This window comes from Vicinamibacteria bacterium (assembly GCA_035570235.1).
In the GTDB taxonomy this organism is placed as follows: Bacteria; Acidobacteriota; Vicinamibacteria; order Fen-336; family Fen-336; genus DATMML01.
Window position 1 is genome coordinate 1 of the sequence record DATMML010000026.1, and the last position, 16,102, is coordinate 16,102.

Genomic DNA, 16,102 nt, shown 5'->3' on the forward strand with positions numbered 1-16,102 from the left:
ATCCCACCCTCCATCCCAGCGATGGCACCGTCGAGAGCTTCCTTCGAGGGATAGAGCTCGTGCATGACCAGCAGCGTTTTGCCACCTTTTTCCACGAAGGTCACCGTGGTGACGGCACCGTCGTCACGTTCGTCATTTGTCCAGACGAGGCGCGAGTGCGGTGTCACTTCGATGTACCTACCGAAGAACGCCATGGGCTTTGAGGCCTCGTGGCCGAACTCGAAACGGTACCTGCCCCCGACACGAACATCCGCCTCGCAGGAAAGCAGGGACACGCCCGTCGACTTCGGTGCCCACCACCGCTTGAGCAGCTCGGGCTTGGTCCACGCCTCGAACACGATGCGCGCCGGGCCGTTGAAGGTTCGCGTAACGACCAGCTCACGCTCGGACGTCCGTTCCACCGTCGTGCGGTTCTTCATGGGGGTAGGCTCACTCTCTCTTCTTGCGTCCATCGACCCTCTCCTTCCGTTTCAGTTCCTCAACAACCTCGTCCAGCTCGTCGAAGCGTGCGTCCCAGAGCTGGCGGTATCTCTCGATCCATGCCGCCTCTTCCTCTAGTCGGCGCAGGCCGAGCTTGCAGGTCCGCACGCGCCCGACCTTCTCCGTGGTGACGAGCCCCGCCTGCTCCAAGACGCCGACGTGCTTCTTCATGCCCGTCAAGGTCATGTGGAACTTCTCGGCAAGGTCCGTGATCGAAGCGTCGGCGCGCCCGAGCTGCTCCAGAACGCCGCGTCGGGTGGCGTCCGAGAGCGCGGCGAACGAGGCACCGAAGCCAGTCCGGGCACACTGAACCATGTGGTTCAGTATATAACACACCGGATTAGCGGCATGCAAGGGGGGGCTGAGCGCGCGCTGCGTTGCCGGCCGCCTTGACTCCGAATCGACCTCATTTCCATGCAGATTGCAGATTCGATCGACTCGGCGATCCCTAGGCCCTAAGGCACGTGGAGCGTCGAGACCCCCGGCGACGTTTGGCGGACGCCGCGGGAAGCGTGACGGCACATTCAGGACGCCGACTCCGAATCCTGCCTTGGACCCGGGCCAGAAAGGCCGAGGACTTAGGAATATCGCCCGGGCGATAAGGAGTTCCTCCCGAAGATTCCGACCTCCCTGGCTTGCCAGAGAGGATGTAACTCACACATTCTAATGATATTGACTGGATTGCAGGGGCATGGCACCCCCCTTGCCTTTAGGGAGGGCAGGAGGGCACATGGGCGAGCAAGGTCAGGTCGGCGGCAAGCAGGCAGTGAGTCGCGGCAGCGTTCTCGTGGTGGACGATTCCCGATTGGTCCGAACCGTCGTGGGGCACCATCTAAAGGCCGCCGGATTCAGCGTCGATGAGGCCGACAACGGCCAGACCGCCATGCACATCCTCTCCAAGGGCAGCTACGACGTCATCATCACGGACCTGAAGATGCCCGAGCTGGATGGTTTCGGGGTGTTGGCGGCGGTGAAGCGCCTTGGCCTCTCCGTCGAGGTGATCATCCTGACCGGGGCCCATGCCCAGGACATGAGCAGCGCCGTGCGGGCCTTGCGGCTCGGCGCTCATGACTACCTCACCAAGCCTCCGGCCAGCGGCGACGAGGTGATACTCACGGTGGAGCGCGCGGTGGAGAAGAAGCGCCTGCGCGACGAGAACAAGAGGCTGCTGCACGAGCTCGAGTCCTTGAGCAGGACCGACGCCCTCACCGGCGTGCCCAACCGCCGCGCCTTCGACCAGGCCCTGATGCAGGAGACGGCGCGCGCCCGCCGCTACGGCAGCGCACTGGGCGTGGTCGTGCTCGACATCGACCACTTCAAGAAGGTCAACGACACCCACGGCCATCAGGGGGGGGACGAGGTCCTCCGCTCCTTCGCCCGAACGGTCGCCGGCGAGCTGCGGGAGGGGGACGTTCTCTTCCGCTACGGGGGCGAGGAGTTCGTCGCCCTCCTCCCCTACGCCGACCAGGCGGGAGCGGTGAAGGCCGCGGAGCGGCTCGTGAAGGCGGTGGGAGCATCGCCCATCCGCGTGGGATCGACCATGGTCAACGTCACCACCAGCGCCGGAGTTGCTGCTCTGGCCAGCTCCGACGCGGACGGACTGAGCCTGGTTGCCCGGGCCGACAACGCGCTCTACGAAGCCAAGCGGAACGGCCGGAATCAGGTGCAGGCCAGCGCCCCTCGTCTGACCCTCGTCGAGCGGGCGGCCAGCTAGAGACGGAAGGGGCCAGGGGCGGTCGGGACTTCACTACGGACAAGGAAAGGGCGGCTCGCCGCTAGACGGTTCTGAGTCCCCCCCGATTGCGCGCCCGCTCCCGCGGATCAGATCCTCCCACCGTCAGGGTGCCGACCGCATCAAGTGCGCCCGGAAGACCGCCCGACGCACGCGGGAGAGCAGTCTCCCTTTCTGCACCGGCTTGCTGATGTAGTCGTCGGCCCCCAGATCGAGGGCTTTGACCTCGGCGTCGAGGCTCTCCACCATGGTCAGGAACAGCACCGGGATTTGGCATGTCGAAAGGTCGTGTCGAAGCCTCTTCAGCAGCTCGAGGCCGTCCATCCCCGGCATCTTGAGGTCCGTGAGGATGAGGTCGGGTCGTTCCAGGTAGACGGTCGCTAGCGCGTCGACCCCGTTGGTGGCCGTGGTCACCGCGTAGCGCTCGCCCTCCAGGATCTCCCGCAGGACCTCGAGCAGCGCGGGGTCATCGTCCACGACGAGGACGCGAACCGGCTTCTCGGAGGCGGTGTCGGGGGAAAGCGAGGCCGGGATGGTCACGGCAGCCGTCTCCGCGGCGGGCTCGCTGTCATCGACCTCGTCGGGCGGGACCACCCTTCCTACCTCTTCCTCGGTGGTGAGACCGCGGGCCACCTTCCGGAGGCCGTCCTTGTACATACTCCGCATCCCGGTAGCCTGGGCGGCGCGCCGGACGACGTCGTCGGACCCGCGCGCGATCAACACGCTGCGCACGCGGGGCGTGACCCGCATCAGCTCGTAGACGCCCATGCGCCCCTTGAACCCGGTGAAGCGGCAGGCCTCGCAGCCTTTTGCCGTGGCCAAGCCGCTGGCGGCGACCACCTTGCACTCGCACAGCCGGCGCACCAGACGCTGGGCCTGGACGGCCAAGACCGACGAGGCGACCACGTAGGCCGGAATGCCCATCTCAACGAGGCGGGTGATGGCGCTGGGGGCATCGTTGGTGTGGAGGGTCGAGAGCACGAGGTGGCCGGTCTGGGCGGCCTGGAACGCCACATGGGCCGTCTCGAGGTCGCGGATTTCCCCGACCATCACGATGTCGGGGTCCTGGCGCAGGATCGACCGCAGGCCGGCGGCGAAAGTGAGCCCGGCCTTGTCCGAGACGGGCACCTGGTTGATCCCCGACAGGCGGTATTCAATGGGATCCTCCACGGTGACGATGTTCGTGGCCTCGTCCCGGAGGAAGTTGAGGGCCGCGTAGAGGGTCGAGGTCTTCCCGCTCCCTGTGGGGCCGGTCACGAGGATCATCCCTTGCGGGCGCTCGAGAGTCTCCTGGAAGGACGCGAGCACGTCGGGTTCGAAGCCGAGGTCGGGAAGGGCGACTTTCGCCCGATCCTGGACGAGGATCCTCATCACGCACTTCTCGCCTTCCGCGGTCGGGAGCGTCGAGACCCGGAGGTCGTAGTTCTTGCCGCTGATGCGCACGAACGTGCGCCCATCCTGGGGTTTTCGGTGCTCGGAGATGTCCATGTGGGACATGATCTTGATGCGCGAGATGACCTTGCTCTGGATCCGTTTGGGCATCGTCATCACTTGACGCAGCAATCCATCCACCCGATAGCGGAGGTTCACCCCTTTCTCCTGCGGCTCGATGTGGATGTCGGAGGCCCCCGCGCGGGTGGCGTCGGCGATGACGGCGTTCACGAGCTTGACGAGGGGTATCGTTTGGGCTGCCTGCTCGAGGTTCTCCTCACCCAACTCCGACTCCTCGTCGCTCACGACCGAGAGCTGGTCGGCGAGGTCTAGGCTGTCGAACTGGGCGAGGGAAGACTCTTCCGCCGCGTAGAACTTGACGATGGCCTCGGCGACCTCGGTCTCGGGAGCGACCACCGGCCTGATCTTGAGCCCGGTGTGGAAAGCCACGGCGTCCGCGGCGGTAACGTTCGTCGGGTCCGCCATGATGAGGTACAGCTCGCGGCCCTCGACGAACCAGGGGAGGCAAAGGTACTTCGTGGCCAGTTCTTTGGTCACGCGGTTCAGGACTTCGTTTGGGATGTCCACGGCCACGAGGTCGGCGGCGGGAATGTTGAGCTGCTCGGCGACCACTTCGCAGATCTGGGCTTCGGTGGCATAGCCGAGGTCCACGAGCAGCCGCCCGAGGCGGCCACCCTTCTCGGTCTTCTGCCGAGCCAGGACCTCGGCGAGCTGCTGCTGAGTGATCACGCCTTGATCGACGAGCATCTCGCCTACGAGCCGACGGCGGGACTTCGCGCGGGTGGCAGCGGTCTGGCTGTCGGGTGGTGCGGCTTCACTCATTCCCGGCCCTCGGGGCCGAAGCAGTGTCCCGCTTCCCTGGACTCGTTCGACCCGCTCGTGCTCCAAGTATACACGGACCGTGACCTGATGCCTTTTGAGCCTTTGCCAGGGGAGGTGGCTAGGATCCGGGGCAGGAAGGACCGGAATTCGCCAAGCCGGAGTGACATGCGTCACGACGCCGCGTATGCCGTCTGCGCTCGCGGCCGCGGTTTTCTGGGGAGAGCGGGGTCGCCCGCACGACTACGGCATTGACAGCGATTGTCGCCGGGCGCATGATGGAGATGTCTTTATCAGAGAGACGCTCTCCCCGCCCGATTGATCCCACAAGAGGATCTCAATCCTGCGAGCATCATAGTGATGAGGATAGAATCGGGCGCCAATGCTTGGAACTGTGCCGTCTCGCATACTCGTTATCGATGACGACCCTGCTGTGGGCGCGCTCTATCGCGCCGCCCTCGAGCTCGATGGCTTCTCGGTCACGGTGACCAGCAACGGACATGACGGTATCCAGCAGATCCTCGAGAGTCGCCCTCACCTTGTCATCCTCGACATCTTGATGCCCGTCATGGACGGCTGGGAGGTCCTCGGTCGTCTCCGGACCCTGGAGGCTCCACCGCCGGTCATCGTTGCCACTGCGGCCGAGGTCTCGTCGCGGGCCCTCGCCGCCGGCGCCACGGCTTGGTATTCCAAGGCCACCTCTCTGTCGCTCCTTCGCGAGGCATGTCGACGGCTTCTTGACGGGAATTAGCCCACCCCGGCTTCTGGGCTCACAGGTGTCGGGCATGGGCGAGGGCTTCATCAACGAGAAATCGCCGGCAACCGCCGCCTGGTGAGGCCCTGCCAATCTTGAGCGTGCAGCTCCGGCTGCTTCGCCCTCGAGCCGGCCTCCGCTCTATCGAGGGCCCCTAATCATCGCGTTCAGCGGATGGCGATCTGGGCCGGACCGAGGCCCGCTCGGATCCGGCGGATTCCTTCGCTTTGATGACCAGGCACGGCTCCTTGAGAACCGCGGCATCGGCTCTCCAGCCCGACCAGACGAGGGCGGCACCGAGCAGCGATAGGACTTCTTCGTCCTTCCTCGGCTCAACACTGCTCCTTGGCCTCGGCAGAGCCTCTACGAACGCCCGGGCCGCCAGCAGAGCATCGTCCGCGTGCGACCCTGGCTTTGCCGCCGGAGGCAGGAACGCTTCCCAGAGCAGGAACCCGGACGGAGCCCGCTCGAAGGCATCCCAGGAAAGGACGCAGGGAACTTCTGCGGACACGGCTGCGCGGATGTGTTTGAGGATCCACGCCACTTCCGTAAGCCCCGCGGCGAGGATCCCCGCTCCCGCCACCGCCGACCATGCCCGGGAGCCTTCTCCCGCCCTGGCCCGCGTGAGATCCCCGGCCGCGGCGGCAACGGGGACGAACAAGGGGCACCCGAACCCGAGCGCCGTCCTGCCGGCGCGGACCAGACAGCGAGATACGCTGCTGATCAGGTCGAGAATATCCTCCCCCTGTTCGACCTTCGAGGAGGGGCCGATGTGAGCCCATCCAAAGCGTCGTCTCTTGACGGAGCCAATGTCGGCGCAGAACACATCGAGGGTGGGTCGCGGAAGATTCATGCGTAGAGCGTTGTCGGCGGCTGACCCTAACGAAGACCCTCGGCTGGCGCGCGCCTCAATGTCCATGCGGCCAGGGGGCCCGCGGGAGTGCAGTCACATAGCTGCTGACGAGGGTGTGGATCTGCTGAAGGTCCGGGGACGCCAAACTCAAGAAACGCAGCCCGCAACCCGGCGGAAGATCCAGGACCCTGCGCTCCCACCGGGCATTGTGCCACCTCACGACGCTATCGACGGACAGCTGGGCCTGCCGCCCCGGAAGGGGAAAGGAAATGACGAAGTTCTCGCCGACGTCGGGAACAGGTTCGAGGGCTACGTAGACGCCGGCGGCGCTCAAGTCGCAGGTCTTGGCGACGTACCGTCCCTTGACTCCCAGGAGTTGGCACGGCTTCGCGAACGGGATCCGGGAAAGGCCGGAGGAGGGCTCACGGACCGGGAACGGCCGCTTTCCCGAAGTCTCGCCGCGGACGTCGAAGCGAGCGGCCGCGATCCTCCCTTCTAGAGGCGAGGCGGGGCGGCGCCGCTCTGGTCGTTGCCGTGCCCCCCAGTGCCCCTGGCGACGCTCCTTGCCGTCCCACAGCTTTCCAAATGCCCGTCCGTCGAGGCGGCGGAGGGTCGCCAGGAGAGTCTGGGGCAGGGCCCGTTTGGGCAAGAGCGCGTCGGCGCCCGTTTTCCCTGTCGAGCCCAAGTACGCATCCTCACCGTGGCCGGTGAGGAGCACCACCACCATCCTTGGCCACTCCGCCTTGATCGCGCGGGCGCCCTCGATTCCCTCCAGCGAGGGTCCGATCGACAGGAGCACTCCGTCGGGTCGGTGGATGGTGGCGAGGTGGGCTGCCTGACGGGGGTTGTCGCCAAGGGTGCACACCGCACCCGCACGCTCGAGGATCTCGGCCACGATGGCTCTCACGGTTGGATCGGGATCGACGACCAGGATAAAGGCCACGGGACTCCCCCCTCACATGAGCTCTCGGTGAGGCTCCGGCATGCCTAAACGCAATCCGTATACCGGGAGGCGTGGTTCGTGCAAACGATTCGTGCAGAGTGACTTGGAAAAAACCGAGTGCGGCGGGGTGGGCATCCAGGTTCCGCTTCTCGGCATTTCGATACCGTTCCCTCGGCACGGAGCTGACGGCCCCGCGACGATCCAAAGACGGAGGCCCCCGTCCGATGCGAGGCCGTCACGAGTGGCGGCTCAGGAAATCGTCTTGCGAAATGCCCGTGTGCTGAGGCCGACCAGGATCGTGCAAAGGCCGAGGAGCGCGGCCACGTTCGGCCAGAGGTCCGTGAAGCCCGCCCCCCTGATGATGATGCCCCGGGCAATCGCGATGAAGTGCGTGGCGGGAAGGATCCGGGAGACGTATTGCAGGAAGCGTGGCAGGGACGCGATCGGGAACACATAGCCGGAGAGCATGATGGAGGGGAGGAGGAAGGCTTGGGCACCCTGCATCGCCTCCATTTGCGTGTTGGCCCGAGAAGAGACCAGGAGGCCGGTGGCCAGGAGGGCGAAGAGGTACACGAGGGAGAGGCCCAACAGCAGGAAGACGTCGCCGTGGATCGGCACCCGGAAGACCCAGGTCATGAGGAGGAGGATCAGGATCAGCTGGACGAAACCCAGGGCCAGGTAGGGCAGCAGCTTCCCTACGACCACGGCCAGGGGGGAGACGGGCGTGACCATGAGCTGCTCCAGCGTCCCCCGTTCGCGCTCGCGGACGATGGAGAAGGCGGCGAGGACGGTCCCGGAGAAGGTGAGGAGGATGGCCACGAGCCCGGGAATGAGGAGGTTCGCGCTCCTCGAGTCCGGGTTGAAGAGGAGGAGGGCGGAGGGCGTGAGGGGGAGTCCCGTGAGGCCGAACTTCCGGGTGAGCTCGTCCAGGGATTGGCTCAAAGCGAGGCCGTTGGCGGCGGCCAGCGCCTGGCCGGAGACCGAGGAATCGGAGCCATCCACGAGGACGAGGAAGTCGGCTGGCCTTCCTTCCAGGCGCTTCCGGGCGTAGTCCGGCGGGACCTCGATCCCCACTTGCGCGTGGCCGGCCACGATCTCCTCGCGCAACGCTTGACGCGAGGACGATTCGCCCACCACGTCGAAATAGCTCGTGTTGACGAATTCGCGGATGAGCTCCCGACTCTGGGCGGTGCGGCTCTGGTCGAAGATGGCCGTCGGCACGTGCCGCACGTTCGTGTCGATGAGTCCGAAAAGGCCGAGCTGGAAGACGGGGATGATCAGGGCAAAGCGCATCGTCCCCCGGTCCCGCACCATCTGGATGGCCTCCTTGCGGAGCACGGCCCAGAACCCTCTCATTGCGCTTTCTCCACAGGCGCCCCGTTTTGGAGCGCGGCCTGGATCTTCGTGAGGCGGACAAAGACGTCTTCGAGGGCTGGCTCGATGGGATGGACGCGCACACTGGCATGGGCGCTGGCCTCGAGGTCCCGGGCGATCTGCGCGTCAGGTACGGAGGCGTCGAGCAGGATATGCAGGGCATTGCCGAAAATGGTCACGTCTTCGACGTAGGGCAGCGAGCGCGCGAGGCCCATGACCGCAGCCGCACCCCCCTCACACTCAGCCTTTACGCGCCTCATCCCCTTGGGTGTGACCTCGGGCAGGTTGACGAGCTCCGAGGGCTTCCCCGAGATGAGAAGGTGGGAGAGGTAGAGGTAGCCGACGGTTCCGCACCGTTCGGCCTCGTCCATGTAATGGGTCGTGACCACGAGGGTGACGTCTTTCGCCGCCAGTTCGAAGAGCAGGTTCCAGAGCTCGCGGCGGGCCACGGGGTCGATCCCCGCCGTGGGCTCGTCCAGGAAGAGAACCCGTGGTTCGTGCATCAGCCCCGCGGCCAGCGAGAGGCGCTGTTTCCAGCCGCCGGAGAGCTGCCCCGCCAAGCGGTGCCGGTACGGCTCCAGCTTGGTGAGCTCGATGGCCCATTCCCGGCGCTCCCGCAGGCGCGCTCCGCGGAGCCCGTAGACGGCGGCGAAAAAGTCGAGGTTTTCCAAGACCGACAGGTCCTCGTAGAGGGAGAACCGCTGGGGCACGTACCCGATCCGGCGCCGGATCTCCTCCCCCTCCTTCCGGACATCGAGCCCGTCGACACTGGCCTCCCCCTCCGTGGGATTGAGGAGGCCGCACAGGATCCGGATGAGCGTCGACTTGCCGGACCCGTTGGGACCAAGGAGGCCGTAGATCTCCCCCCGCCTCACCGCGAGGGAGACGCGGTCCAGGGCGCGGAAAGCGCCGAAATCGCGGGATACACCCTGCACCACGATTCCAAAATCGCCGTTTCGTTGGGGGCTCGTGGACACTCGCGCTTCCCCTACGGTTTGAGCGTCACGAGGGCGGACATGCCAGGCTTGAGTTCGGGGGTGGGGGTGATGGACACTTTCACGCCGAAGACAAGGTCTGTCCTCTGGTCCAGGGTCTGGATGTTCCTCGGTGTGTACTCCCCTTTCTCTCGAATCTCCACGATCTTCCCCGGGAACGCGCGGCGGGGGAACGTGTCCACGGCGAGGGACGCTTCCTGTCCCATTCGGACCAGACCCATCTGCGTCTCCGGGACGTACACCCGCACCCAGAGCTGGTTCATCTCGAGCAGATTGAGCACCGCCTGGTTGGCGGCCACGAGGTCACCCGGGCGGAGACTGAAGGATTGGACGACGCCGTCCGCGGGCGCCGTCACCACCATCTCCTTTCGCTGGCGTAGAAGGTAGGCGAGATGCGACTCCTGCTGGGCTAGACTGCCGCGCGCGGCATCGATGTCCTCCCTGCGGCTGCCGCGCTCGTTCTCCTCCACCAATTCCAGCTTCATCTTGGCCGTTGCGTCCGCACGGTCGTACTCCTCCTGTGAGACGACGCCCTTCTTGAGGAGAGCTTCCAGCCGTTTGCGCTCCGCTTCGGCGTTCTGCCAGTCGACACGGGCCCGAGCCTTTTCCTCCGCCCGGGGGCCGGCCAGCTGGAGGGCCAGACGAGCCCGGGCCTGGTCGATCTGGGCGCGCTGCTCCTGGATCTGAATGTCCAGCAGGTCGGGCTCTAGGGTCACGAGCTTCTGGCCGGCGACCACGGAGGCCCCTTCGTCCACGTGGACGGCCAGGATACGCCCCCCCACCAGGGAGCCCACCTGGACGTCGCGGGCCTCGATGGTTCCCGAAAGGATCAGGGGGCTCGGGCGCAGCAAGCGGGGGTAGGCCCACAGGATCGCCCCCGCGATGACGATGACCGCGACGATGGGGAGGAGGACCTTAGCTCTCATGCTCTCCTCTCGGGGGCGAGAAACAAGCCCGCGGGTGATCCGCCGCCGGGCGCCAAGGGCCCCGCCTGAGGCCTCATCACTTGGAACCGAGGGGCTTCTCGCCCCGCGGCCCCTCCTCGGCAATGGCAACATTGCGCTCTTGCAGAATCGTACCCGCGGCTCGGGCAAACTCCGTAAGAGCCTTGCGATAGTCGGAGAGGGCGGTGATCTCTTCGAGCCGGGCAGTGGACAGATCGTTCTGCCGCGTCAGGACGAGGAAGTTCGTTGACCGACCGACCTTGAACCGCTCGACCTCGGCCTGGAGCTGGATCTCGGCCGCCTCGCGACCCGCGCGTGTGGCCTCGATCCTTTGCGCCGTGGTCTCGAGCGTGGCCGCCCCGTTCCGGACCTCGATTTGCACACCCTGCCGGGTCTGGGCCAGGCCGATGGCGGCCTGGCGCTCCCCGACCTGCGCCATGGCCAGCCCCGCGCGGGCCGTGCGGTTGCCGATCGGGACGGTCAGGGACAGGCCGACCCGAGCGTCGGGGAAGAGGTTGTCGCCGATCGTGCCCCAGGAGCGGCCGAGGTCACCGCTCAGGGCCTCCGGAACCATCACCGGGAATATGGCGGCCAGAGCCCCCGTGTTGGGATTCTGCGTTCCGGCGAGACCATTCCGGGTGTAGGAGGCGGTCAGGTCAAGCCGCGGCTTCAGCCCGTTGCGAGCGGCGGCGATCTCGATAGCTTGCCGCGCCACCGACGCCTTGGCCTCCGCGACCTCGGGCCGCAGTTCGGCGGCCCGGGCCAGGGCCGAGGTCAGATCCACGGTGGCGGTCGTCGTCTCCACCGGATCCTTGGGGACGAAGCGCTCCTGCCAGAGCGGATCCGCCCCCTCGTCGAGAATGAGCTGCTTGAGGTCGTTCTCCGCGCGCAGCGCCTGCTCCAGGGCCGCAAAGAGATCGTTTTTGCGCCTTTCCCACTCCGCCCGGGGCTGGGCTTCGTCGGTCAAGGGGAGCTGTCCCACGGAGATCCGCTGCCGCGTCTCCTCGAGCTGCTCCGCGGCGAGGGCGATCGCCTGCTCCCGCACGCGAACGCGCTGTTGATCGGCGGCCAGATTCCAATAGGCCGTCTCCACGGCGGCTACGGTCTGCGCCACCGTTTGCTTGAGGCTGGCCAGGGAGCGGTCTCTCTCGGTGCGGCTGATGCGGATCGCCCGCCGCGTCGAATCGATCGCCCGGTCGCGAAGGAGGGGCTGGGTGAGGGACAGACCAAGGGAGGTCGTGTAATTGGGGGAGAGGAGGGTGAAGGTGCTGTCCGTGGTCCCCCGTCCGCCCGCGCCCTGGAGCATGAGGGTTCCCCCCGTGGGCAGCAGGCGCGAAAAGGAGGTCGTGAAGTCCAAGGTCTTCTGGTTGGGTGCAACCTGGCCCGGGGGAGCTCCGGAGAGCAGGGAGTTCGCCGGGTTGGTCTGGCTCACGAAGCTCCCCCCGAGGTTGAAGGTGAAGTCGTACGCCCCTTCTGCCTGTCGGATCCCCTCGGCGGCGCTCGAGAGCGACTCGCGCCCACTGGCTATGCTGTAGTTGCGGGCGAGGGCCAGCGCCCGCGCCTCTTCCAGGGACAGTGTGTGGTCACGCCGGTCTTTCCAGGTGCTCGCCGGGGGTCCCCCGCTCAGCAGGACTAGAACAAGCGTCAAGCTGGTCATGAACACCTGCCCATAGGAGAGGGCCCCCGTTCCGTCAAGGGAGCCAGACACCCCGCCGCCGGGTACCTCTGAAGACGGTCCAGGAGGTCGGATATTGTCATCTCTTCTTCTTCTTGGGGACTCGGATGGCACCGCGAGTCCAGATCCCAATGAGATTGTCCAGATACCGGTCGAAGGGAAGGGGAGGGTCGATGATCTTGGCAATGCGGTGGAGGAAAACGTAGGAGACGAGGGAACCCATGAAAGCGATAGCGGTGGCCTTGGGGTCGAGGACACATAAGCGGCCGGCCTTGGACGCCCTTCTCATGTAGTCCGCGATCATGGTGAAGCCCCGGCGCCGTATCTTGGACATATCGCCCGTGCTACGGCCCTCGGGGTGCGGCGGAGGAGCATGGAAGTAGCTGGCGACGTCCGCCCCGATTCGGCGTTCGAGGAAGGGCATCCCGCCCTCGGCCAACCGCCGCAAGACCTTTCTCGGGTCGGCATCGTCCGGGACGCCCTCCAGGAACGCGAAGAATAGGGATTCCTCCTCGGTCTCCTTGGCGGCCATGGCAGCGGCGAAGAGTGCTTCCTTTGTCGGAGAGTGGCGTAGCAGAGCCGCGGGGCTGAGGCCCACGCGGGTCGAGATGGCGGCCAGGGTGGTGCCCTCGTAGCCCCGCTCGGCAAAGGCCTCGCGCGCGGCGCTAAGAATCTCGCCACGGCTGACACGTGGTCGTCGTCCCATAAACTAAATATATGATTAGTAATTTAGTTGTCAAGCTCTTTTCGTCGACCCGTCAGCCTCCCCGGAAGGAGTGGCCAAGCGTCAGCCCCCGGGGCGAGGGCCAGCCGATGACACCACTCTCAGAAAGGCCACGGCCCGGGCCTGCGAGTGAGGCAATACGTGGGGCCATAGCGAGAACGCCACCGGCTAGGGTCAGTTCCCGCACAGGAGTCATCGTCTTGAAGCACCTGGGGGCGGCGCGCTCCAGGTCTCAAGCTCCGCTATGTACTCCGCAGGCAGACCCACCGACTGGGCCGCGGCGAGCACTCGCTCCAAGTATCCTTCGCGCGTTGTACCCGCTTTCTGCTCGGATGCCACGTACACCAGGGCCCGGGTGGGCGCAGCACGGAGGGACGCTCAGCGGTGACCAGTACCTTTCGGTAAGACCCCTCCGGCGGGCCGTCAGATCTGCGAGTAGTCGGTCGGGCGGAGCAACACGTTGGTGATGTTCGAGAGGATCTCGGGGTTCGTGAAGCCTGGCGTCGACCGGAGCTTCACCCACGCAGGATCCTCGCGGAAGATCGCCCAGTTCTTCTCCCGCGCCGCCGCGTCCGCAAAAGCCAGCATGTAGGTAAGGCTCGGGAGGGCGGGGCCGACCAGGTTGCGGGCGAAGAAGACAGGGGTCAGGCCGACCCGGCGGAAGATGTCGATCTCATGTTCTTTCTCGAACATCTCGATTTTCTTGAGGTTTGCGCTCTCGTTGTGGCTCTCGTACATCCTCAGCTCGAAGAGGCGCGATGGCCCCGCCAGTGCTCCGGTGGGGATCTCCACCGCGGGCACGCTGTCGAAAGCGACCATAAGGGATGCCTCCCGCCGGACGTAAGGAGGATCGCTGGCGGGCAAACTGCGGAAGGAGGCCGCCCCGCGCTGGTACTCCGGATCCGCGCCCAGTCGACCGGCCAGAGTCGCAACCGAATCGGGGCTCGCATGGGGAAGGAGGAGATAAACGGCCGGGCTGTCGGGACCGATGACGACGGAGAACGCGCCCACGGGTTTGACGCCGGCCCGGTTCAGGGCCGGAACGAGGGCGTTCTTCGCGTATTCGGCGAAGCGGGCCTCCATGGGCCCGAAGCGGAATCGATAGCGGCGCAGCTCCAGAAGCGGGGGGGCGGATTTTGCTCTTCCGGGGCCCTCCGCCCCTTCCCGAACCGCGGCCTGACTCATGGTGGGCGAGAGCGATGCTCCCAACGAAGCGGCGACAAAATCGCGACGGCTCATCATTCTGTCCTCCCGTGGCGTGGCCACTGCAAGCCTGGTAGGGGGCTCGAGCAGGTCAAACGGTCAGACTTGCCGTGGGCAAGATTGGCCCAGCATCGTAGCCGATCTCAAGCCCGGCGAGCGGATGCTCGAGGAAGGCGCCCACCGTCACCCCCTCGGGGCGGATCCTGTGGGTCCTGACGTCAAGCGACAACGTGGGGACAGAAGGAACCTGCCGGTGATAGTCTGATTGCGGTTACCGGTGCCGTAGACGTTCACACCCACGAGGAGAGAGTATGAAGCGACGAGACCTGGTCAAGGCAGCCGCCATGGCCGCAGCAGCGCCACTGGCTCCCCGAGCTTGGGAGGCGGCCGCGGTTGCCGCCGAGGGCCGGGCCGACCCCTGGCGCGGCTTCAAGGCTGGCGTCGCTTCCTACACCCTACGGAAGTTCCCTCTCGAGGCCGCCATTCGCACCATCCAGCGCGCGGGCCTGCAGTACGTCTCCATCAAGGACTTCCACCTGCCCCTCAACAGCACGGTGGAGGAGCGCCGGTCGGTCGCCGCCCGGTTCAAGGAGGCCGGCATCACGCCCCTGAGCTGCGGCAACATCACTTTGGAGAACGACGCGGCCAATGTACGGCGCGCATTCGAATACGCGCGGGATGTGGGGCTGCCGACCATCGTGTGCAGCCCCCACCCGGACTCAATGTCGATCCTCGACGCCATGGTGAAGGAGTTTGACATCCGTCTGGCCATTCACAACCATGGTCCCGAGGACAAGCGGTTCCCGTCGCCTTACGACGTGTGGAAGGCCGTGGAACGGTATGATCGGCGGATCGGCCTGTGCATCGACGTCGGCCACACCGCGCGAGCGAAGGTAGACCCTGCCGAGGCCATCCGCCGTTGCCGCGAGCGGCTCTACGATCTCCACATCAAGGACATCGATAGCACCGCCCCGGACGGCAAGACGGTGGAGGGCGGCCGTGGGGTGCTGGATCTCGGAGCCATCTTGCGCGCGCTGCTCCAAGTCGGCTATGCGCACCTGCTGAGTTTCGAGTACGAAAAGGACCAGGATGATCCGCTACCCGGCTTGGCCGAGACCGTGGGCTACACTAAGGGGCTCTTGGCAGGGTTGGCGTAGAGCTGGGCCAGCAGCCTCGTCGGGTGTTGACTAAGAGCGGGGAGGAACGTGCTGGCGCACCTCAGGACCGCTCGCGCCGGTTGGCCCACCGAACCATGGGCCCTCGAGGCCCAAGGTGGAGACCCCTCGGCGACCGCCACAGGATTCTGCACTGCCATAGAATTCTGCACTTAAGACTTGGGGAAACAGTCGAGGAGGAGTCATGAAGGCAGTCGTCCATCACGGCCCAGGCAAGTGCTCCCGCAAGCGAGATCCCGTATCGGCCCTTCGGGAGGCGGGGGGAGTCGTGTCGAACTCTTGGGAGGGAAGTGGGGAAGTCCTCCCCGCCTTGAGGGAAGCGAATCCTGACGCCACCTTGGCTCGGCGAGCGGCACGATTCCAGGCGGGAGCCGCTGGCTTGCTCCTCGCCCTTCTCGCCATTCTTCCTGCCCCTCTCACGGCGGCGACCGGTGGGGCGGGGGATGCTGAGGCTGAGGGTCCCGGTGGGGGCGAAACGCGCCAGGTCGCCATCGGGCCCAAATACAAGGCGAGCGGCTTCCACTGCTGGCTCTGGGGGACGGACTACCGCCCGCTCTGGACGACTCCGATCAGGGCGGAGGTCTTGAATCTGCAGACGTTTGCGGGCGGTCTCAAGCCGCTCTTCCGCGTCGGCGGACGGGAGACGAAGGGCCTGGCCATGAAGGGTGCGGATGGGCGGGACTACACATTCCGCGGGATCGACAAAGACCCCACAAGCATCCTTCCCGAGGACCTACAGGACACCTGGGCCAAGAGCCTCATTCAGGATCAGATCGCCGCCAACCACCCCGCGTCCTTCTTCGTCGTGGATGAGCTCATGAAGGCGTCCGGGATCCTACGCACGGAACAAATGCTCATGGTCATGCCCGACGACCCGGCACTGGGGGAGTTCCGGAAGGACTTTGCGGGTCTGGTGGGCCAGGTCTACGAGTATCCGGGCGCCAAGTCCGACAAGAACCCGGGTTTCCAGGGCGCGACG

The 16,102-nt window shown here is 66.0% G+C and carries 15 protein-coding genes; 4 read left to right on the forward strand and 11 right to left on the reverse strand.

The features are described from left to right. Both VN461_04200 and VN461_04205 read right to left on the reverse strand, forming a co-directional pair. On the reverse strand, positions 1–419 hold a 419-nt coding region (locus VN461_04200), incomplete at its 3' end, for an SRPBCC family protein (GenBank protein ID HXB53961.1). Between the two features lie 10 nt (positions 420–429). Beyond that, entirely contained in the window at positions 430–795 is a 366-nt protein-coding gene (locus VN461_04205; GenBank protein HXB53962.1) for a metalloregulator ArsR/SmtB family transcription factor, read from the reverse strand. A 415-nt stretch (positions 796–1,210) separates the two neighbouring features. Here VN461_04205 and VN461_04210 point away from each other — a divergent pair, with 415 nt between their 5' ends. Beyond that, positions 1,211–2,194 carry a diguanylate cyclase gene (locus tag VN461_04210; GenBank protein HXB53963.1) on the forward strand — a complete coding sequence of 328 codons (984 nt, stop codon included), beginning with the start codon at positions 1,211–1,213 and terminating at the stop codon, positions 2,192–2,194. 123 nt (positions 2,195–2,317) lie between these two features. Here the strand turns inward: VN461_04210 and VN461_04215 are convergent, their stop codons facing one another. Further along, positions 2,318–4,486, reverse strand: a complete 2,169-nt coding sequence (locus VN461_04215; protein ID HXB53964.1) for an ATPase, T2SS/T4P/T4SS family — start codon at positions 4,484–4,486, stop codon at positions 2,318–2,320. Positions 4,487–4,865: 379 nt separating this feature from the next. On the opposite strand from VN461_04215, the gene VN461_04220 reads away from it, so the two are divergent. Then, positions 4,866–5,234 carry a response regulator gene (locus VN461_04220; GenBank protein ID HXB53965.1) on the forward strand — a complete coding sequence of 123 codons (369 nt, stop codon included), beginning with the start codon at positions 4,866–4,868 and terminating at the stop codon, positions 5,232–5,234. Positions 5,235–5,391: 157 nt separating this feature from the next. Here the strand turns inward: VN461_04220 and VN461_04225 are convergent, their stop codons facing one another. The 8 genes from VN461_04225 to VN461_04260 form a co-directional block, all read right to left on the reverse strand. Further along, positions 5,392–6,063: a hypothetical protein gene (locus VN461_04225; protein HXB53966.1), complete on the reverse strand. Its 672-nt coding sequence runs from the start codon at positions 6,061–6,063 to the stop codon at positions 5,392–5,394. Between the two features lie 82 nt (positions 6,064–6,145). Further along, positions 6,146–7,033, reverse strand: coding sequence for a response regulator (locus VN461_04230; protein ID HXB53967.1), 888 nt, complete (start codon positions 7,031–7,033; stop codon positions 6,146–6,148). Between the two features lie 249 nt (positions 7,034–7,282). Further along, positions 7,283–8,389, reverse strand: a complete 1,107-nt coding sequence (locus VN461_04235) for an ABC transporter permease (protein ID HXB53968.1) — start codon at positions 8,387–8,389, stop codon at positions 7,283–7,285. Next, positions 8,386–9,384 (reverse strand): ABC transporter ATP-binding protein, encoded by a 999-nt coding sequence (locus tag VN461_04240; protein HXB53969.1) that lies wholly within the window; start codon positions 9,382–9,384, stop codon positions 8,386–8,388. The genes VN461_04235 and VN461_04240 overlap by 4 nt, the downstream gene beginning before the upstream one ends. A gap of 11 nt (positions 9,385–9,395) precedes the next feature. Then, complete coding sequence (locus VN461_04245; GenBank protein ID HXB53970.1) at positions 9,396–10,328, reverse strand: HlyD family efflux transporter periplasmic adaptor subunit; 933 nt, start codon at positions 10,326–10,328, stop codon at positions 9,396–9,398. Between the two features lie 76 nt (positions 10,329–10,404). Then, positions 10,405–12,054 (reverse strand): TolC family protein, encoded by a 1,650-nt coding sequence (locus VN461_04250; GenBank protein HXB53971.1) that lies wholly within the window; start codon positions 12,052–12,054, stop codon positions 10,405–10,407. Between the two features lie 46 nt (positions 12,055–12,100). Then, entirely contained in the window at positions 12,101–12,727 is a 627-nt protein-coding gene (locus VN461_04255) for a TetR/AcrR family transcriptional regulator (GenBank protein ID HXB53972.1), read from the reverse strand. Between the two features lie 441 nt (positions 12,728–13,168). After that, the gene (locus VN461_04260) at positions 13,169–13,987 is read right to left on the reverse strand and encodes an NIPSNAP family protein (protein HXB53973.1); all 819 of its coding nucleotides are present in this window, start codon (positions 13,985–13,987) and stop codon (positions 13,169–13,171) included. Positions 13,988–14,259: 272 nt separating this feature from the next. Between VN461_04260 and VN461_04265 the strand changes: the two genes are divergently transcribed. Both VN461_04265 and VN461_04270 read left to right on the forward strand, forming a co-directional pair. After that, positions 14,260–15,105, forward strand: a complete 846-nt coding sequence (locus tag VN461_04265) for a sugar phosphate isomerase/epimerase (protein HXB53974.1) — start codon at positions 14,260–14,262, stop codon at positions 15,103–15,105. A gap of 202 nt (positions 15,106–15,307) precedes the next feature. Continuing rightward, positions 15,308–16,102: hypothetical protein (locus tag VN461_04270; protein HXB53975.1), on the forward strand; the 795-nt coding region annotated here is incomplete at its 3' end.